Here is a 22338-nt window from a genome sequence, read left to right as displayed (position 1 = left end):
CGAGCGGAACGGTCCACTGGATGGGCGCCGGTCTCTCCACGGGCAGCGGCCTCACGGCGCTCACCGCCCACGCCGACCGCGTCCGCCTGTGGCACCGCACCGCCGACCGCGCCGCCGAGGTGCTGGACCGCCTCGGCATCGCCGACCGCGCCGAACCCCGCGCCCACACCCCGGGCGCGCTGGCCGCCGAACTCACCCCGGGCGACGTCGTGGTGTCGATGCTCCCGGCCTCCGAGCACCCCGCGCTGCTCGCTACGTGCCTCGCGGGCCGGGCCCACTTCGCCTGCTCCAGCTACGTCACCGGGGAACTGCTCGCGCAGGGCGAGGCGGCGCGGGCGGCGGGCCTGACCGTGCTCACCGAGGCCGGCCTCGACCCCGGCATCGACCACCTCTTCGCGCACAGCCTCGTCTCGCGGGCCCGCGCGGAGATCGGCGCCGAGAACCGGGCCGACTACGCCCTCACCTCCTACTGCGGGGGCCTGCCCGCCGTCCCCAACTCCTTCCGCTACCGCTTCAGTTGGGCACCCCTCGGGGTCCTCAACGCGCTGCGCTCACCCGCCCGGCACATCGAGGGCGGCGCCGAGAAGGTGACCGCCCACCCGTGGGAGGCGACCCGCGAACTCGCCCTGGGCGCCGAGGTGTTCGAGGCGTACCCCAACCGCGACAGCGTCCCCTTCATCGCCCAGTACGACCTGCCGCCCGGCTGGCACGCCGACACGTTCGTGCGCGGCACCCTCCGCCTCGACGGCTGGCAGCACGCGTGGGCCCCGGTCTTCGCCGAGCTGAAGAAGGGCGACGACGCGCGCATCGCCGAACTCGCCGGGGAACTCGCCCGGACCTACCCGACGACCCGCGCCGACCGCGACCGCGTCGTGCTCAGCGTCTCGTTGACCGTACGCGGCGCGAACGGCCGCACCTGGAGCGGCAGTTACCTCCTCGACCGGGTCGGCACCGCCGAGGAGAGCGCCATGGCCCACACCGTCTCCCGCCCCCTCGCCCTCGGCGTCCGCCACATCCTCGACTCCTCCCTGCCGCCGGGGCTGAGCCGGGGCCCGGAGACGGCGGTCCGCGCGGAGGAGTGGCTGAACGAACTCGCGGAGGAGGGGCTGGAGTTCACGATGCGGGTGGGATAGCCGGCCGGCGGGTGGGGTGGCCGGCCGACGGGTCCCACCCCGCGCTCATCCCGCCGACAGCGCCTCGTGCACGAACCGTTTGATCTCCGGGTACAGGGCGTGCGACGAGCGCGGTCTGACCTGGGTCATGAACTGGACGGTCACATCGTGCTCGGGGTCGACCCAGAACGTGGTGGTGGCGACGCCGCTCCAGCCGTAAGTACCCAGGCCCGCCGGGGCCTTGGTGCGGTCGGGGTCGATGACGACGGAGACGCCGAGGCCGAAACCGAGCCCGTCCTTGCTGGGTTCGTCGTGGGAGGGCCGGCTGCCGAAGGCACGCATGTCGACGCCGCCGGGGAGGTGGTTGCGGGTCATCAGGTCGACCGTCTCCGGCGCCAGCAGCCGCACGCCGTCCAACTCGCCGCGCCCGCGCAGGAGTTCCGCGAACCGGTGGACGTCGTGCGCGCCGGCCACCAGACCGCCCGCCCCCGAAAGGAACCTGGGCCGGCCGCGCAACGGCAGTCCGGCGACCGGCGCGATGCCGCCGTCCTCGGTCTCCCCGTACAGCTCCGCCAGCCGCCCGGCCTGCGCGTCGCTCACGCAGAACCCGGCGTCCCGCATCCCCAGCGGCCCGAACACCCGCTCGGCCAGGAACTCGTCCAGCGCCCGCCCCGACACGACCTCCACGATCCGCGCGAGCACGTTCGTGGCCACCGAGTAGTTCCACTCCGTGCCCGGCTCGAACTGCAACGGCAGCGACGCGTACACGTCGACCGTGCCCGCGAGGTCCGTGCCGGGCGCCACCGACGAGTCCAGGCGCGCCTCGCGGTAGAGGGCGTCCACGGGGTGCGTGCCGTAGAACGCGAACGTCAACCCGGCGGTGTGGGTGAGGAGATGACGGACCAGGACGGGACCCTTCGCGGGCCGCGTCACCATGTCCCGGCCGCTGCCGCTGACGTACACCCGCATGTCGGCGAAGGACGGGATGTGCCGCGCCACCGGGTCGTCCAGCGACAGCTTCCCCTCCTCGACCAGGAGCAGCGCCGCCACCGACGTCACCGGCTTGGTCATCGAGTACAGCCGCCACAGGGTGTCCGGCTCGACCGGGAGCCCGGCGGCGACGTCGCGGTGGCCGTGCGCGGTGAGGTGGGCGACCTTGCCGCCGCGCGCCACGGAGACGAGGTAGCCGGGCAGCCGGCCCTCCGCCACCTCGTGCGCGATGTACCGGTCCATCCGGTCCAGCACCTTCGCATCCAGCCCGACCTCGCCGGGGTCGACCTCTTGCCGCAGCAGTGCCATCGTTCTCCTCCGGGGGCGACAGTCGAGACACCCCGGCCCGCCTGCCCCGAAGCGCCTCACTCCTCATCGTTGCGCAGTGGGAGACGGGGGCAACCCCTTTCGGAGCCGTGTGGCGTGTGGGGTGCGTCGCTTCTGCGGGGACGGGGGAGCGAGGCGGGGTGGTATGTCACATATGGCACATGACGCGGCGGGGGAATGCGCGGCGCGCCCGCCGGAGTTGACGCTGGACATGACTCAGGACACGACGGACGACGCCCTCCTCGCCCTGCTCTCCGGCACCCCGGGCGGGGTCCTCGTCACCCTCAAGCGCGACGGCCGCCCCCAGCTGTCGAACGTCACCCACCACTACTACCCCGACGAGCGCACGCTGCGGATCTCCGTCACCGCCGACCGCGCCAAGACCCGCAACCTCCTGCGCGACCCCCGCGTGAGCTACCACGTCACCAGCGCCGACCGCTGGGCCTACACCGTCGTCGAGGGCACCGCCGACCTCACACCGCCGGCCCGGAAACCCGACGACGACACCGTCGAGGAGCTGATCCGCCTCTACCGCGACGTCCAGGGCGAACACCCCGACTGGGACGACTACCGCGCCGCGATGGTCCGCGACCGGCGGCTCGTCCTGCGGATCCCGGTGGAACGTGCGTACGGGATCCCGGCACGGCCGGCGGACTGAGCCCATCGTCCGGCCTCGGCGGTGACGAGACCCCGGCGCGCGGCGGTACCGCGCCGGGGCGGGCCTTTGTCGTTTCCCCACTTCACCAAATGAGGCACCACCCATGACCCCCGCCGGCAAGCACACCGTCATGTATCGCCGTCGCGCTCCCCGCCATCGTCGACGCGTCCGGCATTCCCGAGTCCCTACCGTGGGCCGACGGCGCCCTCGCCGTCGAGTTGGAGAAACTACGGGGAACCATGGCCGCAGGGTTCGCCCGGGGCGACGGCTCCCTCGCCCTGCTCGTACAACGCGGCGACCAGACCGACCGGCAACTCGCCGACCACGACCAGCGAATAACCGCCTTCGAACGAAACCGGTGGCCGCTCCCGCATTCGCCGCCCTGGTCGGTGCGATCGGCCTCGCCGTGACCTTGTGGCAGTTCGCAACACGGACGTAGGTAACTCCCCCCGCGGACATGTGACCGCACGGGGGAGTTGTTCCAGACAGCGCGGTTCGGTGTCAGTCGCGTGACGCGCCGTCCGGCCACACCACGGTTACGGGAACGCCCATGCTTCGGGCGTATGCGACGACGTCACCGGTTCCCCCGTATCCGCGGGCAGGCTGGCCGTCCCAAACCGCAATGAGCTGATCGACCAAGCCGACAAGAATTTCACTCCCCGCCATGTGAGCCCGATCGGTGGACTCGACCATTCCTGTTTCATGCACTTCTGCCGCTATGGAAATCAGTCGATCATAGGTCGCGTGATGCTCTTTAGGAAGCCCTTGGCGATACTGCACGGCCGGAATCACGACCTCAATACGCCCTCCGAAGTCGAGCGCCGCCTCAGCCGCCCAAGCATCAGGGCCGTCCGCAATGCACGAGACGATACAGAGTTCCGTAGGTTCGAACGCCTCAAGCTCTCGACGTAGAGCAGTCTTTACCATCTCTTCCGTCTGCTTTCCGAGTCCACGATGCCCTGTGATTCCCACACGCATTCCAAGCCCTCTCTACAGGAAAATTTCATACAATCGGTCGTCGAACTCCCTCACCACACGCGGCAGCAAGCGCGGCGAGTAGGACCTTCGCAGGCTTCGCGCCCGTTCCACAATGCGCCCAGACCTGTATTTGACCCCGGTTTCCAGGGCTCCCGTGGCCAAAGCGAATGCTCCGTCAATACGCCCTGAGGCAAGATGTCCGGATGCCACGTCAAGGATCAGCAAGGCTCGCTGCTTATCGTGCCCGGAGGATAGAACCGCGGCCACAGAGTCCTGAGCGCTAGTGATCCAGTCGGCACGGCCAAGCTTCGCCCCACATGCGACACGCGTTGCGGCGACCTTGGACTCGTTGAAGGTGAACACCCACGGCCACGGCGTCGATTCACCAACCATCCGGCCGGCGAGTCGAGCAGCCTCCTTCAGTGACACGTCGGTTTCTGGCCCGTCACCCGCCGCCGCATGACACAGCGCCTCGATTGACGTCAACCAGGCTTCAGCGATCGCAGGCGGTCGCTCCCCCAGCGCTTTCCGGGCCGCCCGCACCAACAGCATGCCTTCCGAGGCATTACCAGCGTGAGCCTCGAACTGGGCGAGGCTTCCCAACTGGTAAGCGGCCAACAACGGATTACCTGCTCTGCGGGCCGACTTGATCGCCGAGCCATACCAAGTGCGGGCAGATCCGTAATCTCCCATGTCCCAGGAGAGCCAACCAGCCAAACTTGCTACTTCGCTACCAACGGCAGCAAGCCTGTTCCGCTGGTCGTGTTCTTCCACGGATTGAGTGAGCGCCTGTGTCAGTTGAAGATGTTCAAGCACAGGCTTAACCAACTGACGTGACGGAGTTGTTCCGTCGAGCCGCCGGTAACCACCCGTCACCATACGCAGCGTGGCGGCTGATCCGCCGTCGCTCGCAGTATATTCCGCCGAAGCCGCAGGAAAACTCGCAACTACCGGAGCAACGGCGACCGCAGCAACTCCGCCGAAGAAGTTACGCCGTTCCACTGATCCACCTATATCCGCGTTCGCAGCCAACGCCGCCGCATGATCGGCGAGGCCGACCAAATGCGGAGGAATTTGCAAGTGGGAGGCGGCCCGCGCCAGAGTTTTCGCGTCGTACGTACCGCCGACGCCCTTCTTTTCAAGTCGCGAGATAGCCGACTGGCTTACCCCGCACGCTTCGCCCATTTCCTTTTGGGACAACCGTGCATCACGTCTTGCGAGTTGGATCACCCGCCCGTAGTCGCCTGCTTGGGCCGCAGTTCGAAGAGCGGCCGATGTCCAACTCACGAGTCCCCCTCAACGCCGTTCGTACGCTTCACCTCTACCCAGAAACGACCTGCTATGCAGCCCGCGCATACGTGTATGCACATCACGGGTCACCCCTGGCTCACCAACTGTGGTGCGAGGTTCAGTCAGTGCACCACAAGTAGCTGAAGGGGAAGGCGACATGACGACCCTTGCATCGACGGGCCCTGTCTGGGAACGCATCTTGCTGGCCAACGAAAGGGCACCCAGCGCTGCGCGGGACTTCGCCAAGTCGGCTCTCCCCGACCATGTCCCCCCTGAAGCGGCCGGCGACTTCGTCCTCGTGGTCTCGGAACTCGTCACCAACTCGGTCCGGTACGGCACGGAGCCGGGGGACTCGCTCCTCGTCGTGTTCACCTTCTCACCGGAACTCCTCCGTGTCGAAGTGCACGACACCCGCCGACGCCCCCCGCGCTTCAGGTCGGAATCCGATGAGCGCCAGCGAGGCCGAGGGCTGTTCATCGTCGATGCCATCGCAGAATGGGGCGTGTCCGGCCGCGAGTTCGGAAAGATCGTCTGGGCAGAGGTCAAGGCATCATGACGGCCCTCGACGTACCCCCGGGGCCGGGCTTCATCGCCAGCGTGACCGTCGCTTCTGCCATCCACCACGCCGAGGGATACGACGTCGCCCAGCTCCTCATCACGCACCCCGGACCGCGCCGGCCGAACGAAACCCTCGAAACCGTCGAGGACGGAATGCGCCGCCTCGCGGCCTCGCTGCATCTCGGCCCCGCCGACCAACCGCCCCCCACCATCGGCAAACGGATCATGATCCGCCGCATGCTGGTCACGCTGGACTACGGCCATGATCGGTACGTGATGACGCTCCCCACCCCGTCTCGGGACTGGTTGACCCTGGTGGAACGCGGGGAACTGTGCCGCGTCTCTCTGGTGATTGCGCCCCTCGAACTCGGCGTCGACCAGGCGCAGCACAACGCGCATCTTGCGGAAAGCCTCGCGCGCGGCCTGGCGATGTGGGGGACCACGCACGGCCATCGCCGGTTCTGACCGGCCACGGCAGACGGGCCGCCCCGAGGTGTAGTGGACCCCGGGCCGACCCGCTGGGGCCGAGCGTACCCGGCGTCGCGACGCGCTCAGCCGGACAGACGTCGCCGCTCGGCCTCACCCGCACCACAGCACGCCATTGCACCGCCCGCGCAGTCCTGCCCATCTGCCAAGGGGGAAGACAGGGTGACCATGTACCCCGTATCACCGAACACGGTCCTCGCGAACGCGCTCAACCACGCCGTGGACGTACTCACGCCCCGAATCCTCGACACCGCGCCCGACCGCATCGTGTTCGTGGTGGGGACGCAGATCAACGGGGCCCCGCACATGGGAACCTCGCTCGTGCAGTCCCTCACGTTCGCCGCGGCGGCACGCGTCCGGGACAAGTTCGGTGTACCGGCCGAGGTTCAGTTCGGCGCCCTCGACAACGCGCCGTACGCCATCGTCACCGACAACGAGTCGGGGCACCGCTACCAGCGCGCGTACGCGCAAGCACTCGGGGAACAGAGCGTCGTCGAGCAGGTCGACAAGCTGTACCGCCCCCTGTTCGCCGCACTCTCCGAGCGCCTGCACGTCCCGTACGCCGTCGAGACCTACAGCCGCCAGCAGGCCGACGAGCACTTTCGCCGTACGTGGCTCCGCGCGCTCCCGCGCATGGACTCCGCGCGCTGGTGGCTCGCCCCGTCTTCCGGAATCGCGCACATCCGGGTTCCCTGCCCCCGGCCCGCGTGCGGCTGGGCCGAGAAACACGCGGAACGGACACACGTTCAGCACGACGGCGCCGAAGAGGGGAGGGTGTCGGCGGTCTGCCTGCATCACGGCGAGTACGAGGTCACCATCAGCCCGACGAGCGACGGGTACCTCGACCTCGCCACGCTGTACCGGAACATGATCAAAGAACTCGCCGTCACCGGCAGAACCGGCACCCTGTACGTGATGGTCAAGGGCGGCGACTGGGTGTTCGGCTCCCAACTGGTCGACGGCGCCTTACAAGCCGTCGGCCTCACCCAAGGGCAGTTACCCGCCCGCCTGTTCTGCCCCATGATCCTCAGCGACACCGGCGCCAAACTGTCCAAGTCGCTCATCCGGGAAGGACGCGCGACCTTGCCCGAGGGCGCCGCCCCCTGGATGCTCGACACCCGGGAGTGGCCGGGCTCGTTGGGCGAGTACGTCGACCGACTGCTCAACATGGCCGAGGTCGTCCTGTCCGACCCCCGTCACTTCTTCCGTTCGTACTCCGCCGGCGAACTCGCCCGGATGATGACCGCACCAACACCTAGGAGCGTTGCCGCCTCATGACGGACACCGCCGCTCGCGTCCGCGAGCTGAACCTCTACCGGCGCTACTTCGACCTGGTCGCGTCCGGCCGGAAGACCACGGAGGTACGGGTCAAGTACGACCACCTCGCCGACCTCGCCGCGGGCGACGTGATCCGGTTCCGGATCAAGGGCACCGACGAGACATGCGACGTGCACGTACGACAGGTCACCGAGTACGCCGACTTCGAGGCCCTGCTCGACGGCGAGGGACCCGCGAACGTCAACCCGACAGCCACCCGCGAGGAACAGCTCGCCAACATCCGAACCATCTACCCACCCGAGAAGGAAGCACTCGGCGCCCTAGCGATCAAGATCGAACTACTCACTCCCTGAGACGGCCGCGCTGCCCCCACCCACGGAAGCGGCGCGGTCCCTTGAGCGCACAGTGGCCCCGGCCCTAGGGGCAGCCGGGGCCTCGCACACCGCGCGTCAGGCGGAGACCGTCTCCCGGTCGGCCGGCGACCCCGCCGTCCGCGTGCCCAGGGCCTCCGTCGGGATCTTCGCCGTCTCGCGGGCGGTGAGGGCGGCGACGACCGGCGGGAGGCACAGGGCCGCCGTGAAGAGGGCGACGGACGACCAGTCGGCGCCGTCCGGGCCCGCGATCTCCGCCGCGAACGTGACCGCGAAACCGGCGATCGCGAAGCCGATCTGGGTGCCGATCGCCATGCCCGACAGACGGACGCGGGTCGTGAACATCTCGCCGTAGAACGACGGCCACACACCGTTCGCGGCGCTGTAGACGACCCCGAAGGTGAGGATGCCGAGCAGCAGGATCAGCGGGTAGGAGGCGGTCGAGATCGCCCACAGGTAGAGGAACATCATGCCCGCGCTGCCCGCCGCGCCGGCCAGGAACACCGGGCGCCGCCCGATCCGGTCGGAGAGGGTCGCCCACAGCGGGATCGCCGCCAGCGCGACGAGGTTGGCGAGCGCGCCGACCCACAGCATCGAGGTGCGGCTCATGCCGACGGCGTCACTGGTGGCGTACGACAGGGCCCAGACCGTGAAGATCGTGCTGACCGAGGCGACCATCGCGCCCGCGATCACCCGCAGGACGTCCGCCCAGTGCTCGCGCACCAGCACCACCAGCGGCAGTTTGACGACGCCGTCGGTCGCGGCCTGCTGCTCGAAGGCCGGGGTCTCGGCCAGCTTGCGGCGGATCACGTAGCCCACCACCGCGACGGCGACGCTCAGCCAGAACGGCACCCGCCAGCCCCACGACAGCAGTTGGTCCTCGGGCAGCGCCGCGACCGGGATGAAGACGAGCGTGGCGATCAACTGGCCGCCCTGCGTGCCGCTCAGCGTGAAGCTGGTGAAGAAGCCCCGGCGGTGCGAGGGCGCGTGCTCCAGCGTCATCGACCCCGCGCTGGCCTGCTCACCGGCCGCCGAGATGCCCTGGAGTACACGACACAGCACCAGCAGGACGGGCGCGAGGGTACCGACCTGTTCACGGGTGGGCAGGCAGCCGATCAGGAATGTCGACAGGCCCATCAGCATCAGCGTGAAGACCATGATCTTCTTGCGGCCGGCGCGGTCCCCGAAGTGCCCGAGGAACAGCGCGCCCACCGGCCGCGCGGCGTACGCGACACCGAACGTGGCCAGCGACAGCAGCGTCGCCGTCGCCGGGTCGGACTCATCGAAGAAGACGTCGGGGAAGATCAGCGCCGCCGCGCTGCCGTAGATGAAGAAGTCGTAGTACTCCAGCGCGCTGCCGATCCAGGCAGCGGCGGCGGCCTTCCTCGGCTGGCCGGGCGGTGCGGCGGGGTGAGCGGGCGGCGGGGTGGAGGCGGGGACGGACACGGCGGCTCCTTCGGGTGCTCCACGGCGGGCGGAGCGAGCGGGGACGGAAGGGGCGGGTCTGCGAAGGCGGGTCGCGCGGTGTGGGCGACGGCTAATGAACCCACTGGATAGTTAGTCTCGGTGGGTAGGGATGTTGCGCCGACGTTTCCCGGGTGTCAAGAGGTCGCGCCGACACTCGTCCCGCAGGGGGCTGGGACGGCCGTCAGTCCGCCGCGCGCTCCGCCGTCAGGTAGGCGATCACCATGTCGCCGAGCATCGCCCGGTACTGCTCGCGCCGCCCGGGGTCGACCAGGTCGCGGCCGAACAGGGCGCCGAACGTGTGCCGGTTGGCCACCCGGAAGAAGCAGAACGAGCTGATCATCGCGTGCAGGTCGACGGCGTCGACGTCCGCCGTGAACAGGCCCGACTCCTGCCCCGCGCGCAGGATGCGGCGGATCACGTCGAGCGCGGGGGAGCCCATCCGGCCCAGCTTCTCGGAGGCCGCGATGTGCTCGGCGCCGTGGATGTTCTCGATGGTCACCAGGCGGATGAAGTCGGGGTGGCGCTCGTGGTGGTCGAAGGTCAGCTCCGCGAGCCGGCGGATCGCCGCGACCGGGTCCAAGTGGCCGACGTCCAGGGCCTGTTCGGCCTCGCGGATCACGCCGTACGCGCGTTCCAGGACCGCCGTGAACAACTGCTCCTTGCCGCCGAAGTAGTAGTAGATCATCCGCTTCGTGGTGCGGGTGCGGGCGGCGATCTCGTCGACGCGGGCGCCGTCGTAGCCGTGCCGGGCGAATTCCCCGGTCGCCACGTCGAGGATCTCCGCGCGGGTGCGGGCCGCGTCGCGGATCCGTCCGGTGGGGCGTGCCGGTTCGTCGACGCTGGTCATCGGAGTCCTTCGGGAGTTCGGCCGGTGTGCGGATTCTAGAAGGCCGTGGGGTGAGGGGTTCCTGGTGGTGGGCGCGGAGTGCTATAGCTAACGTACTGGTTCGTACATTACTGTCGGGTGGCCGATCGGCTCAGGAGGTCCCGCGTGGCCAAGGACTCGTATCTCGTCGGACTGATCGGCTCCGGGATCGGGCCGTCCCTCAGCCCCGCGCTGCACGAGCGAGAGGCGGACCGGCAGGGGCTTCGGTACCTGTACCGGCTCATCGACCTCGACGTCCTCGGGGCCGCGCCGCAGGCGGTGGGCGAGCTGGTGCGGGCCGCGCGCGACCTCGGCTTCGACGGGCTGAACATCACGCATCCCTGCAAGCAGCTCGTACTGGAGCACCTGGACGCGCTCTCCCCACAGGCCGAGGCGCTGGGCGCGGTGAACACGGTCGTCTTCGAGGCGGACGGGCGCGCGGTGGGGCACAACACCGACGTCACCGGGTTCGCGGCCTCGTTCGCCCGGGGACTGCCCGACGTCGCACTGGAACGGGTGGTGCAGCTCGGGGCCGGCGGAGCGGGAGCGGCCGTCGCCCACGCCGCGCTGACGCTGGGCGCGGGAGTGGTGACGGTCGTCGACGCGGTACCGGAACGGGCCGCCGCGCTGGCAACGGCGCTGAACGGCCACTTCGGGGCGGGCCGCGCATCGTCCGCCCCGCTCGACGGACTCCCCGCCCTGCTCGCCGACGCGGACGGAGTGGTGCACGCGACGCCCGTGGGCATGGCCGCGCACCCCGGGCTGCCCTTCGACGCCGCGCTGCTGCGCGCCGAGTTGTGGATCGCCGAAGTGGTCTACCGGCCCTTGGAGACCGAACTCCTGCGCACCGCCCGCGAGATGGGCTGCGCCACCCTCGACGGGGGCGGGATGGCGGTGTTCCAGGCCGCCGACGCGTTCCGCCTGTTCACGGGGCGGGAGCCGGACAGCGGGCGGATGCTGGCGGACATCGCGGAGCTGGCGGGGGTGGTGGGGGTGTCGGGGTGAGGACGGGGGCTTGTGGTGCGTGATGTGTGCTGTGTGATGTACCGCCGACTCCGGCGGCAAGGCTCACGCTCCGGCCCCGCCCCCCGGTTGACCTTCAAGCCCGGGTGCGGTTCTACGGTGCCGCACATGACACTCCACATGACACCCCGGACCACACCCGGGACGAACTGGGCGGTCTGCTCGACGCGTTCACGGACGACTTCGGGCCGGCCGACATGGAGCGGGCGGCGGACGCCCTGACGCACCGGGGACTGCTCGCGGCCGGCTGGCCCGCACCGACACCGGGCGCGACGCCCTGGCGGAAGGGCGCCGGACGATGGCGGGGGTGCGGGCGCGGATCCACGAGGAGGAGTACACCGCCGCCATGGACGTGCTGCGGCGGATGATCCGCAACACCGGCCGCCCGGTGCGGGGGAGTTGAGGATGTTCACTGCCTGCTCACCGTCCGCGTGATGCCCGTGACCACCGTCGTCGCCAGGATCCACCCCGTGACGATCAGGACGTACGACAGGGTCTGGTAGCCGCCCGTCGGGGCGAACGCGCTCTCCTGGCCGAAGGAGATGATCGGGAGGAGGAGGTCGAGGGTGTAGAAGACGGGGCTGAAGTGGGGGGACTCGCCGGGTTTCAGGGGGGCGGGGTGGTGGAGGTGGAAGGCGATCGAGCCGAGGGCCAGCAGGGAGAGGAGCCAGACGCCGGCGCGCAGGGGGCGGAAGCCGTAGCCGACGGTGATGTCCTGGACGTGGCCCCACAGGCGCCCGTACCAGGGGAGGGTGCGGCGGTGCCGGCGCTGTTTGGCGAGCTGGACGAGGCGGGCGGAGGTGTCGTCGCCGGTGCGGCGGTAGGCGGCGGTGAGCTGTTCGTAGGCGTGGGGGTTGAACGGGGTGTAGGAGTCGTCGCGTTCCAGCATCGGGAGGCGGGCCTCGACGGGGGCGTGCGGGGTGAGGAACGTGTACGTGAGGTCCAACAGCCGCACCTGGTCCGGCAGTTTCTCCGGCGCGAGGTTCAACTGGCCGATCTCCGTGGCCCGCAGGTTCAGCATCCCCTCGATCGGCGCGCCCTTGCGCAGCCACAACTCCCCGATGACACAACTGCTCGCCCGCAACGCCGTGCCGTCAGGATTGGACAGCGTGCTGTCCAACAGGTCGATCCGCCCCGGCACCCGGGCGCCCCGCAGGTCGATCCGCCCCGTCGCCCGCAACCGGCGTGCGACGAGGTTCGCCCCCACCTCCAGCGCCTCGGCCTGGACGACATTGGCCCCGGGATGCGACAGCTCCGCCTCCTCCAGGTCGACCGACCCGGCGATCCGGGCCCCGTCGAGCCGGATCATGCCGCGCGCCTTCAGACCCCGCGCGCACAGATCGTCGTCCACGGACACCTGGTTGAGGGCCAGTGCGGGCAACGGGCCGCCGTCGCCGGTGACTTCGGCACCGTCCAGGAAAAGCGCCCCGGCGATCTGCGTGCCACCGAGCCTGACCTGGCCGTCGATCCGGCACCGGGTCAGCCGCAGACTCCCGTCGATCCGGGCACGCGCCGCGGCCAGCCCCGGCAGGACGCTGTCCCGCAGGTTGAGGTACTGCAACTGGGCCCCCGCGAAACGCGGAGTCTCGTCGAACCGGCAGTAGTTGAGCCGGATCACCTGCTCCACCACCGCGTACCGCAGATCCAGCTCCCCGGTGATCCGCGCCCCCATCACCTTCAGCGCCGCCACCTCCCCGGGCTCGGCGGGCCCGTTGAGCAGCAACGCCCGCAACACCCCCGCGCGCACGGACCGTTCGGCCCCCCACTCACCCCCGTCCGCGTCCCGGTCCCGGAAGTCCACGGTCTCCCCCGTGACAAAGGCCCGCCAGACGCGTCGCTCGGCCGGTGTCAGATCGTTGATCTCCATCGGTCGCGACTCTGGCGGGCCTGTGGCCCGGGTGTCAACGGGATCAGTGCTACATCACACCGCACCCATCACATCGCACCCATCACCTCACACCGCCCCCATCACTGCACACCCTGCTGTCCCACCCCACCTCACACCCTGCTGTTCCACTCCGCGATCGCCGGCCACCCGTGTTCCATGGTCAGCCGGCTCACCGTCCCGGTCGCGAGCTGGAACAACCGCCCCTCGGAGGGCGGGAGTCCGAGCCTGCGGGCCGTGAGGACGCGCAGGAAGTGGGCGTGGGCGACGAGGATCACGTCCCCTTCGCCGAGGGCGGGGACGACGCGCTCCAGGACACGGTCCGCGCGGGCGCCGATGTCGGACGGGGACTCGCCGGGGTGGCCCGAGGGGCCGGGCGGGACGCCGTCCGTCCAGAGGTACCAGTCCGGGCGGGTCTTGTGGATGTCGACGGTGGTGATGCCCTCGTAGCCGCCGTAGTCCCACTCGTGGAGGTCGGGATCGGTCGACGCCCCGGTGACGCCCGCGAGTTCCGCGGTGCGGACCGCGCGGGCGAGGGGGCTGGTGAGGGCGAGGGAGAAGGCCCGGCCGGTGAGGAGTGGAGCGAGCGACTTGGCCTGCTGCTCGCCGTGGTCGGTGAGGGGCAGGTCGGTCCAGCTGGTGTGCCGGCCCGACACGCTCCACTCCGTCTCACCGTGGCGGACCAGGAAGAGGTCCCCCATCGTCGGTCCCTACTTGCTCTCGACGGCGTGCCCGCCGAACTGGTTGCGCAGCGCCGCGATCATCTTCATCTGCGGCGAGTCGTCCTGCCGGGACGCGAATCGCGCGAACAGCGAGGCGGTGATCGCGGGCAGCGGGACGGCGTGGTCGATGGCCGCCTCGACGGTCCAGCGGCCCTCGCCGGAGTCCTGCGCGTAACCGCGCAGCTTGTCCAGGTGCTCGTCCTCGTCCAGGGCGTTGACGGCGAGGTCGAGCAGCCAGGAGCGGATGACCGTCCCCTCCTGCCAGGACCGGAAGACCTCGCGGACGTCGGTGACGGAGTCGACCTTCTCCAGCAGCTCCCAGCCCTCGGCGTACGCCTGCATCATGGCGTACTCGATGCCGTTGTGGACCATCTTGGAGAAGTGCCCGGCGCCGACCTTGCCGGCGTGGACGTACCCGTACGGGCCCTCGGGCTTGAGGGCGTCGAAGACCGGCTGCACCCGCGCGATGTGCTCGGCGTCGCCGCCGACCATGAGGGCGTAGCCGTTCTGCAGGCCCCACACCCCGCCGGAGACACCCGCGTCGACGAACCCGATGCCCTTGGCACCCAGCTCCTCGGCGTGCTTCTCGTCGTCCGTCCAGCGGGAGTTGCCGCCGTCGACGACGGTGTCCCCGGCCTCCAGGAGGTCGCCCAGCTCGTCGACGACGGACTGCGTCGCGGCGCCGGCCGGGACCATCACCCAGACCACGCGCGGCGCTTCCAGCTTCTCCACCAGCTCCGACAGGCTGGCCACGTCGGAGACTTCGGGGTTGCGGTCGTAACCGACGACGGTGTGGCCGGCGCGGCGGATCCGCTCGCGCATGTTGCCGCCCATCTTGCCGAGACCGATCAGGCCGAGCTGCATGGCTACTTCACTTCCTTGAGTTCACGGTAGGCGGCGACGAGCGCGGCCGTGGAGGCGTCGAGACCGGGCACGTCCGCGCCCGTCGTGAGGGCCGGCTCCACGCGCTTGGCGAGGACCTTGCCCAGCTCGACCCCCCACTGGTCGAAGGAGTCGATGTTCCAGATCGCGCCCTGGACGAACACCTTGTGCTCGTACAGCGCGATGAGCTGGCCGAGGACCGACGGGTTCAACTCGCCCGCCAGGATGGTCGTCGTGGGGTGGTCGCCCTTGAAGGTGCGGTGCGCGACCTGCTCCTCCGGGACGCCCTCCGCGCGGACCTCCTCGGCCGTCTTGCCGAACGCGAGCGCCTGGCCCTGCGCGAACAGGTTGGCCATCAACAGGTCGTGCTGCGCCTTGAGTTCGTCGCTCAGCTCACCGACCGGACGCGCGAACCCGAGCAGGTCCGCCGGGATCAGCTTCGTGCCCTGGTGGATCAACTGGTAGTACGCGTGCTGCCCGTTGGTGCCGGGCGTGCCCCACACGACGGGACCGGTCTGCCAGGAGACCGAACGGCCCTCGCGGTCCACGGACTTGCCGTTGGACTCCATGTCGAGCTGCTGCAAGTAGGCGGTGAACTTGGAGAGATAGTGCGAGTACGGCAGCACCGCGTGCGACTGCGCGCCCAGCACGTTGCCGTACCAGACGCCCAACAGGCCAAGGACCAGCGGGGCGTTGGCCTCGGCGGGCGCCGTCCTGAAGTGTTCGTCGACCAGGTGGAACCCGGCCAGCATCTCCCGGAACGCGTCCGGCCCGATCGCGATCATCAGCGACAGCCCGATCGCCGAGTCGTACGAGTAGCGCCCGCCGACCCAGTCCCAGAACTCGAACATGTTCGCCGTGTCGATCCCGAAGTCGGCGACCTTCTCCGCGTTCGTCGACAGCGCGACAAAGTGCTTGGCCACGGCCTTCTCGTCGCCGTCCAGGCCCCTGAGCAGCCAGGATCGTGCCGAGGTCGCGTTGGTGATCGTCTCGATCGTGGTGAACGTCTTCGAGGCGACGATGAACAGCGTCTCCTCGGGGTCCAGGTCCCGCACGGCCTCGTGCAGGTCGGAGCCGTCCACGTTGGACACGAACCGGAAGGTCAACTCCCGCGCGGTGAACGCCCGCAGCGCCTCGTACGCCATCGCCGGACCGAGGTCCGAGCCGCCGATGCCGATGTTGACGACGTTGCGGATCCGCTTGCCGGTGTGCCCGACCCACTCGCCCGAGCGGACCTGCTCCGAGAACGCGGCCATCTTGTCGAGGACGCCGTGCACGGCCGGGACGACGTTCTCGCCGTCGACCTCGATCACCGCGTCGCGCGGGGCACGCAGCGCGGTGTGCAGCACCGCCCGCCGCTCCGTGATGTTGATCTTCTCGCCCCGGAACATGGCGTCCCGCAGCCCGAACACGTCGGTCACAAGAGCGAGTTCACGCAGCAGCCGCAGCGTCTCGTCGGTCACGAGGTGCTTGGAGTAGTCGATCCGCAGATCGCCCACCCGGACCACGTACCGCTCGGCGCGCCCGGGGTCGGCGGCGAACAGCTCGCGCAGTCCCGCGGGCTCGGCGGAGTGCGCCACCAGCGCGTTCCACTCGGGCCGTTCGGTGAGCAGAGGGGTCTCAGACATGTGCGGGGATCTCCTTGGTGGCCTCGCCGCGCAGCGCGACGGCGTACATCTCGTCCGCGTCGAGGCGCCGCAGCTCCTCGGCGATGAGTTCGGAGGTGGTGCGCACCTTCAGCGCGAGGGTGCGCGAGGGCTGCCCCGGCAGCGACAGCGTCGCGAGGGGGCCCTCGGGGCGGTCGATGACGACCTCGCCGTCCGCCGTGCCGAGCCGGACGGCCGTGACGACCGGTCCTGCGGTGACCACGCGGTCGATCTTGACCTTGAGGCGGGCCTCGAGCCAGCGCGCGAGCAGTTCGGCGGCCGGGTTCTCCGCCTCGGCCTCGACGGCGCCGGAGACGATCGGCACCCGGGCCTGGTCGAGGGCGGCGGCCAGCATGGAGCGCCACGGCGTCAGCCGCGTCCAGGCGAGGTCGGTGTCGCCGGGGGCGTACGACTTCACGCGGGCGGACAGCGTCTGCAGGGGGTTCTCGACGGCGTACAGGTCGGTGATCCTGCGCTGCGCCAGCGCGCCCAGCGGGTCCTTCGAGGGGTTCTCGGGGGCGTCCACCGGCCACCAGACGACGACCGGCGCGTCCGGCAGGAGCAGCGGCAGGACGACCGAGTCGGCGTGGTCGGACACCTCGCCGTAGGTGCGCAGGACGACCGTCTCGCCGGCGCCCGCCTCCGAACCCACCCGGACCTCGGCGTCGAGCCGGGACTGGGTGCGCTCGCGCGGGGTGCGGGCCTGGCGCTTGATGACGACCAGGGTGCGCGAGGGGTGCTCGTGCGAGGCTTCCTCGGCCGCCTTGATCGCGTCGTACGCGTTCTCCTCGTCCGTGACGATCACCATCGTCAGGACCATGCCCACGGCGGGCGTCCCGATGGCGCGGCGGCCCTGCACCAGCGCCTTGTTGATCTTGCTTGCCGTGGTGTCGGTGAGGTCGATCTTCATGGCCTGCGCCAGCTCCGTCCGTCTCGTGCGAGCATCTCGTCCGCTTCTCGGGGTCCCCAGCTGCCCGACGCGTACTGCGCGGGCCTGCCGTGCGAGGCCCAGTACTCCTCGATCGGGTCGAGGATCTTCCAGGACTCTTCCACTTCCTGGTGGCGGGGGAAAAGGTTGGCGTCGCCGAGCAGCACGTCCAGGATGAGCCGTTCGTACGCCTCGGGGGACGACTCCGTGAAGGATTCGCCGTACGCGAAGTCCATCGTCACGTCCCGGATCTCCATCGAGGTACCCGGCACCTTGGAGCCGAACCGCACGGTCATGCCCTCGTCGGGCTGGACACGGATGACGATCGCGTTGGAGCCCAGCTCCTCCGTCGCCGTGGAGTCGAACGGCGAGTGCGGCGCCCGCTGGAACACCACCGCGATCTCGGTCACCCGCCGGCCCAGACGCTTGCCGGTGCGCAGGTAGAACGGCACCCCGGCCCAGCGGCGGTTGTCGACGTTCAGCTTGACGGCGGCGTACGTGTCGGTCGTCGAGGCCGGGTCGATGCCGTCCTCCTGGAGGTAGCCGCTGACCTTCTCGCCGCCCTGCCAGCCCTCGGCGTACTGGCCGCGCACGGTGTGCAGGCCCAGCTCGTCGGGGACCTTCACGGCCCTGAGGACCTTCAGCTTCTCGGTGAGCAGCGAGGACGCGTCGAACGCGGCCGGCTCCTCCATCGCGGTCAGCGCCATCAGCTGGAGCAGGTGGTTCTGGATGACGTCGCGCGCCGAACCGATGCCGTCGTAGTAGCCGGCCCGGCCGCCGATGCCGATGTCCTCGGCCATCGTGATCTGCACGTGGTCGACGTAGGACCGGTTCCAGATCGGCTCGAACATCTGGTTCGCGAAGCGCAGCGCCAGGATGTTCTGGACCGTCTCCTTGCCCAGGTAGTGGTCGATCCGGAAGACCTGGTCCGGGTCGAACACGTCGTGCACGATCCGGTTCAGCTCCTCGGCGGAGGCCAGGTCGTGCCCGAAGGGCTTCTCGATGACCGCCCGCCGCCAGGACCCCTCGGGCGCCTTCGCCAGCCCGTGCTTCTTCAGCTGCTGGACGACCTGCGGGAAGAACTTCGGCGGGACGGAGAGGTAGAAGGCGTAGTTGCCGCTGGTGCCGCGCGCCGCGTCCAGCTCGTCGACGGTCTGCCGCAGCTGCTTGAACGCGGTGTCGTCGTCGAAGTCGCCCGGGATGAACCGCATGCCCTCGGCGAGCTGCTGCCAGACCTCCTCGCGGAACGGGGTCCGCGCGTGCTCGCGCACCGAGTCGTGCACGACCTGCGCGAAGTCCTGGTCCTCCCAGTCCCGGCGGGCGAACCCGACGAGCGAGAAGCCCGGCGGGAGCATCCCGCGGTTGGCGAGGTCGTAGATGGCCGGCATCAGCTTCTTGCGAGACAGGTCACCCGTCACCCCGAAGATCACGAGGCCCGACGGCCCGGCGATCCTCGGCAGGCGCCGGTCGCGCGCGTCCCGCAGCGGGTTGTCCCAGTCGGCCGGGTCCACGGCCGCACCGCCGACAGTGTCTACGGCGTTCATTCCGCGCCCACTCCCTTGCTCTCCTCGCCCGTCTTGCTCTCCAGCGACGTCCTGACCGCGCTCAGCAGGTCCTCCCACGCGACCTCGAACTTCTCGACACCCTCCTGCTCCAGTCGGGTGACGACCTCGTCGTACGAGACGCCCAGCGCCGCGACCGCGTCGAGGTCGGCGCGCGCCCCGGCGTACCCGCCGGTGACCGTGTCACCGGTGATCACACCATGGTCGGCGACCGCGTCCAGCGTGGCCTGCGGCATGGTGTTGACCGTGCCCGGCGCGACCAGCTCGTCCACGTACAGGGTGTCCTTGTAAGCAGGATCCTTCACCCCGGTCGAAGCCCACAGCGGACGCTGCCGGTGCGCCCCGGCGCTCTCCAGCGCCGCGAACCGCTCGGAGGCGAACACCTTCTCGTACGCCTCGTAGGCCAGGCGCGCGTTCGCCAGGGCCGCCCTGCCCTTGAGGGCGAGGGCCGCGTCGGTGCCGACGGCCGTCAGGCGCTTGTCGATCTCGGAGTCGACACGGGAGACGAAGAACGAGGCCACGGAGTGGATGCCGGTCAGGTCACGGCCGGCCGCGCGCGCCTTCTCCAGGCCCGCGAGGTAGGCGTCCATGACCTCGGCGTACCGCTCCAGGGAGAAGATCAGCGTCACGTTCACGCTGATCCCGAGGCCGATGACCTCGGTGATCGCCGGGAGGCCCGCCTTCGTCGCCGGGATCTTGATCATCACGTTCGGGCGGTCGACCAGCCACGCGAGCTGCTTGGCCTCGGCGACCGTCGCCGTCGTGTCGTGCGCGAGCCGCGGGTCCACCTCGATCGAGACGCGGCCGTCGCGGCCGTGTGAGGCGTCATATACCGGCCGCAGGATGTCGGCCGCGTCGCGCACGTCGGCCGTCGTCATCATGCGGACGGCCTCCTCGACGGTGACGCCACGGACGGCGAGGTCGGCGAGCTGCTGCTCGTAGCCCTCGCCGGAGCCGATGGCGGCCTGGAAGATCGAGGGGTTGGTGGTGACGCCGACGACGTGCTGAGTGGCGATCAGCTCGGCGAGGTTGCCGGACACGATCCGCTTGCGCGAGAGGTCGTCCAGCCAGATGGAGACACCTTCACCTGAGAGGCGTTCCAGGGGTGTTGCGGTCACTTCGATCATCTTCTTTCTGGCGTTTCGGTCAACCACGCGCGGCAGCCAGGGATTCCCTGGCGGCAGCGGCGACGTTCTCGGCGGTGAAGCCGTACTCCGCGAACAGGATCTTCGCATCGGCGGAGGCACCGAAGTGCTCCAGGGACACGATGCGGCCCGCGTCGCCGACGTACCGGTACCAGGTGAGCCCGATCCCGGCCTCCACGGCGACCCGCGCCTTCACGGCCGACGGCAGCACCGACTCCTTGTACTGCGGCGTCTGCTCCTCGAACCACTCCACCGACGGCATCGACACGACCCGCGCGCCGATCCCCTCCGCCTCCAGCAACTCCCGTGCGCCCACCGCGAGTTGGACCTCGGAGCCGGTGGCGATGAGGACGACGTCGGGAGTGGCCGTCGAGCTGTCCGCGAGGACGTAACCACCCTTCGCCGCCTCGGGGTTCGGCGCGTACGTCGGAACTCCCTGCCGGGTCAGGGCCAGTCCGTGCGGCGCCGGGCGCGTGGCGTGGCGCTTCAGGATCTCCGCCCAGGCGACCGCCGTCTCGTTCGCGTCGGCGGGGCGGACGATGTTGAGGCCCGGGATCGCGCGCAGCGAGGCCAGGTGCTCGACCGGCTGGTGGGTCGGGCCGTCCTCGCCGAGACCGATCGAGTCGTGCGTCCACACGTAGGTCACCGGGAGCTGCATCAGCGCGGACATGCGGACGGCGTTGCGCATGTAGTCGGAGAAGACGAGGAACGTCCCGCCGTAGATACGGGTGTTGCCGTGCAGGGCGATGCCGTTCATCTCGGCGGCCATCGAGAACTCGCGGATGCCGAAGTGGACGGTGCGGCCGTAAGGGTCGGCCTCCGGGAGGGGGTTGCCCTTCGGGAGGAACGAACTCCCCTTGTCGATGGTCGTGTTGTTCGAGCCCGCCAGGTCGGCGGAGCCGCCCCAGAGTTCGGGGACGACCGGGCCGAGCGTCTGGAGGACCTTGCCGGAGGCGGCGCGCGTCGCGAGGGACTTGCCCTCCTCGAACACCGGCAGCGCGTCCTCCCAGCCCTCGGGGAGCTGGCCCGCCACGATCCGGTCGAACAGGGCGGCGCGCTCGGGGAGCCGGGTGCGCCACTCGGCGATCCGCTTGTCCCAGGCGGCGTGTGCCTCGGCGCCCCGGTCGAGGGCCTGCCGGCTGTGGGCGAGGACGTCGGGGGCGACCTCGAACGACAGCGAAGGGTCGAAGCCCAGCACCCGCTTCGTGGCGGCGACCTCGTCCGCGCCGAGCGCGGAGCCGTGCGAGGCTTCCGTGTTCCGCGCGTTCGGCGCGGGCCAGGCGATGATCGTGCGCAGGGCGATGATCGAGGGACGGCCGGTCTCGGCCTTGGCCGCCGTCAGCGCCGTGTGCAGGGCGGCGGTGTCGACGTCGCCGTCCGCCCCGGGGGCCACGCGCTGGGTGTGCCAGCCGTACGCCTCGTACCGCTTCAGGACGTCCTCGGAGAACGCGGTCGCGGTGTCGCCCTCGATGGAGATGTGGTTGTCGTCGTAGACGAGGACCAGGTTGCCGAGCTTCTGGTGGCCGGCGAGGGAGGACGCCTCGGCGGAGACGCCCTCTTCCAGGTCGCCGTCCGAGACGATCGCCCAGATCGTGTGGTCGAAGGGCGAGGTGCCCTCGGGGGCGTCCGGGTCGAACAGGCCGCGCTCGTAGCGGGCGGCCATCGCCATGCCGACCGCGTTCGCGACGCCCTGGCCGAGCGGGCCGGTCGTGGTCTCGACGCCGGCCGTGTGGCCGTACTCCGGGTGGCCCGGGGTCTTCGAGCCGTGCGTGCGGAACGACTTGAGGTCGTCCAGCTCGACCTCGTACCCGGCGAGGAAGAGCTGGGTGTAGAGGGTCAGCGAGGTGTGGCCGGGGGAGAGGACGAAGCGGTCGCGGCCGGTCCACTCCGGGTCCGCCGGGTCGTGGCGCATCACCTTCTGAAAGAGGGTGTAGGCGACCGGGGCCAGGCTCATCGCCGTGCCGGGGTGGCCGTTGCCGACCTTCTGCACGGCGTCCGCCGCCAGCACGCGGGCGGTGTCGACGGCACGCCGGTCGAGGTCGGTCCACTCCAGGCTGTTGCTCATCGTCGGAAACCCCACTTCAAGAAGTCATCTGTGCGACCGGTAACACGGTCGTTACGCGTTCAAAATTAAAAGTCGGACTTTTCCAGCGGAAGGGCTGGGT

General features: G+C 70.0%; 20 protein-coding genes and 1 pseudogene. 8 read left to right on the top strand and 13 right to left on the bottom strand.

Going from position 1 to position 22338, the window contains the following annotated elements; all coding sequences use genetic code 11:
• The first annotated feature begins 20 nt into the window (after nucleotides 1-20).
• A complete protein-coding gene (locus tag IAG44_RS06800) occupies nucleotides 21-1133 on the top strand; it encodes a saccharopine dehydrogenase family protein (protein ID WP_187752545.1) in 1113 nt (370 codons plus the stop codon).
• Nucleotides 1134-1178: 45 nt separating this feature from the next.
• Here IAG44_RS06800 and IAG44_RS06795 read toward each other — a convergent pair whose 3' ends face one another.
• Nucleotides 1179-2411, bottom strand: coding sequence for a serine hydrolase domain-containing protein (locus IAG44_RS06795; protein WP_187746217.1), 1233 nt, complete (start codon nucleotides 2409-2411; stop codon nucleotides 1179-1181).
• Between the two features lie 229 nt (nucleotides 2412-2640).
• Between IAG44_RS06795 and IAG44_RS06790 the strand changes: the two genes are divergently transcribed.
• Both IAG44_RS06790 and IAG44_RS06785 read left to right on the top strand, forming a co-directional pair.
• A complete protein-coding gene (locus IAG44_RS06790; protein ID WP_187752544.1) occupies nucleotides 2641-3087 on the top strand; it encodes a PPOX class F420-dependent oxidoreductase in 447 nt (148 codons plus the stop codon).
• A gap of 239 nt (nucleotides 3088-3326) precedes the next feature.
• Nucleotides 3327-3526 (top strand): annotated as a pseudogene (locus tag IAG44_RS06785) (hypothetical protein).
• A 62-nt stretch (nucleotides 3527-3588) separates the two neighbouring features.
• On the opposite strand, the gene IAG44_RS06780 reads toward IAG44_RS06785, so the two are convergent.
• A complete protein-coding gene (locus IAG44_RS06780; protein ID WP_187746216.1) occupies nucleotides 3589-4065 on the bottom strand; it encodes a DNA-processing protein DprA in 477 nt (158 codons plus the stop codon).
• A 12-nt stretch (nucleotides 4066-4077) separates the two neighbouring features.
• Nucleotides 4078-5295, bottom strand: coding sequence for a helix-turn-helix domain-containing protein (locus IAG44_RS06775; protein WP_246561552.1), 1218 nt, complete (start codon nucleotides 5293-5295; stop codon nucleotides 4078-4080).
• A 217-nt stretch (nucleotides 5296-5512) separates the two neighbouring features.
• On the opposite strand from IAG44_RS06775, the gene IAG44_RS06770 reads away from it, so the two are divergent.
• The 4 genes from IAG44_RS06770 (at nucleotide 5513) to IAG44_RS06755 (ending at nucleotide 8030) form a co-directional block, all read left to right on the top strand.
• Complete coding sequence (locus IAG44_RS06770) at nucleotides 5513-5911, top strand: ATP-binding protein (protein ID WP_187746214.1); 399 nt, start codon at nucleotides 5513-5515, stop codon at nucleotides 5909-5911.
• A complete protein-coding gene (locus IAG44_RS06765) occupies nucleotides 5908-6378 on the top strand; it encodes a hypothetical protein (protein ID WP_187746213.1) in 471 nt (156 codons plus the stop codon). Before IAG44_RS06770 ends, IAG44_RS06765 begins: the two co-directional genes overlap by 4 nt.
• Before the next feature lie 183 nt (nucleotides 6379-6561).
• A complete protein-coding gene (locus IAG44_RS06760) occupies nucleotides 6562-7677 on the top strand; it encodes a hypothetical protein (RefSeq protein ID WP_187746212.1) in 1116 nt (371 codons plus the stop codon).
• Entirely contained in the window at nucleotides 7674-8030 is a 357-nt protein-coding gene (locus IAG44_RS06755; RefSeq protein ID WP_187746211.1) for an ASCH domain-containing protein, read from the top strand. The genes IAG44_RS06760 and IAG44_RS06755 overlap by 4 nt, the downstream gene beginning before the upstream one ends.
• Before the next feature lie 96 nt (nucleotides 8031-8126).
• Here IAG44_RS06755 and IAG44_RS06750 read toward each other — a convergent pair whose 3' ends face one another.
• Together IAG44_RS06750 and IAG44_RS06745 are read right to left on the bottom strand one after the other, a co-directional pair.
• Nucleotides 8127-9494: an MFS transporter gene (locus IAG44_RS06750; RefSeq protein WP_187746210.1), complete on the bottom strand. Its 1368-nt coding sequence runs from the start codon at nucleotides 9492-9494 to the stop codon at nucleotides 8127-8129.
• Nucleotides 9495-9696: 202 nt separating this feature from the next.
• Nucleotides 9697-10362: a TetR/AcrR family transcriptional regulator gene (locus IAG44_RS06745; protein ID WP_187746209.1), complete on the bottom strand. Its 666-nt coding sequence runs from the start codon at nucleotides 10360-10362 to the stop codon at nucleotides 9697-9699.
• Nucleotides 10363-10506: 144 nt separating this feature from the next.
• On the opposite strand from IAG44_RS06745, the gene IAG44_RS06740 reads away from it, so the two are divergent.
• Nucleotides 10507-11385 (top strand): shikimate dehydrogenase, encoded by an 879-nt coding sequence (locus IAG44_RS06740; RefSeq protein ID WP_187746208.1) that lies wholly within the window; start codon nucleotides 10507-10509, stop codon nucleotides 11383-11385.
• 427 nt (nucleotides 11386-11812) lie between these two features.
• On the opposite strand, the gene IAG44_RS06735 is transcribed toward IAG44_RS06740, so the two are convergent.
• The 8 genes from IAG44_RS06735 to tkt all read right to left on the bottom strand — a co-directional run bounded on the left by IAG44_RS06735 (nucleotide 11813) and on the right by tkt (nucleotide 22238).
• On the bottom strand, nucleotides 11813-13270 hold the full coding sequence (locus tag IAG44_RS06735; RefSeq protein ID WP_187746207.1) for a membrane-associated oxidoreductase: 1458 nt from the start codon (nucleotides 13268-13270) through the stop codon (nucleotides 11813-11815).
• A gap of 131 nt (nucleotides 13271-13401) precedes the next feature.
• Nucleotides 13402-13989 carry a histidine phosphatase family protein gene (locus tag IAG44_RS06730; protein ID WP_187746206.1) on the bottom strand — a complete coding sequence of 196 codons (588 nt, stop codon included), beginning with the start codon at nucleotides 13987-13989 and terminating at the stop codon, nucleotides 13402-13404.
• A gap of 9 nt (nucleotides 13990-13998) precedes the next feature.
• Nucleotides 13999-14874: a phosphogluconate dehydrogenase (NAD(+)-dependent, decarboxylating) gene (gene gnd, locus IAG44_RS06725; protein ID WP_187746205.1), complete on the bottom strand. Its 876-nt coding sequence runs from the start codon at nucleotides 14872-14874 to the stop codon at nucleotides 13999-14001.
• Nucleotides 14875-14876: 2 nt separating this feature from the next.
• Nucleotides 14877-16520: a glucose-6-phosphate isomerase gene (pgi, locus tag IAG44_RS06720; protein ID WP_187746204.1), complete on the bottom strand. Its 1644-nt coding sequence runs from the start codon at nucleotides 16518-16520 to the stop codon at nucleotides 14877-14879.
• A complete protein-coding gene (gene opcA, locus IAG44_RS06715) occupies nucleotides 16513-17448 on the bottom strand; it encodes a glucose-6-phosphate dehydrogenase assembly protein OpcA (protein WP_187746203.1) in 936 nt (311 codons plus the stop codon). Before opcA ends, pgi begins: the two co-directional genes overlap by 8 nt.
• A complete protein-coding gene (gene zwf, locus IAG44_RS06710) occupies nucleotides 17445-19010 on the bottom strand; it encodes a glucose-6-phosphate dehydrogenase (RefSeq protein ID WP_187746202.1) in 1566 nt (521 codons plus the stop codon). Before zwf ends, opcA begins: the two co-directional genes overlap by 4 nt.
• A complete protein-coding gene (tal, locus tag IAG44_RS06705) occupies nucleotides 19007-20155 on the bottom strand; it encodes a transaldolase (RefSeq protein WP_187746201.1) in 1149 nt (382 codons plus the stop codon). Before tal ends, zwf begins: the two co-directional genes overlap by 4 nt.
• Before the next feature lie 19 nt (nucleotides 20156-20174).
• Complete coding sequence (tkt, locus tag IAG44_RS06700; RefSeq protein ID WP_187746200.1) at nucleotides 20175-22238, bottom strand: transketolase; 2064 nt, start codon at nucleotides 22236-22238, stop codon at nucleotides 20175-20177.
• Between the last annotated feature and the right edge of the window lie 100 nt (nucleotides 22239-22338).

It is taken from the genome of Streptomyces roseirectus (assembly GCF_014489635.1).
GTDB classification, from domain to species: Bacteria; Actinomycetota; Actinomycetes; order Streptomycetales; family Streptomycetaceae; genus Streptomyces; species Streptomyces roseirectus.
This window is presented reverse-complemented; position numbering and strand designations above follow the sequence as displayed.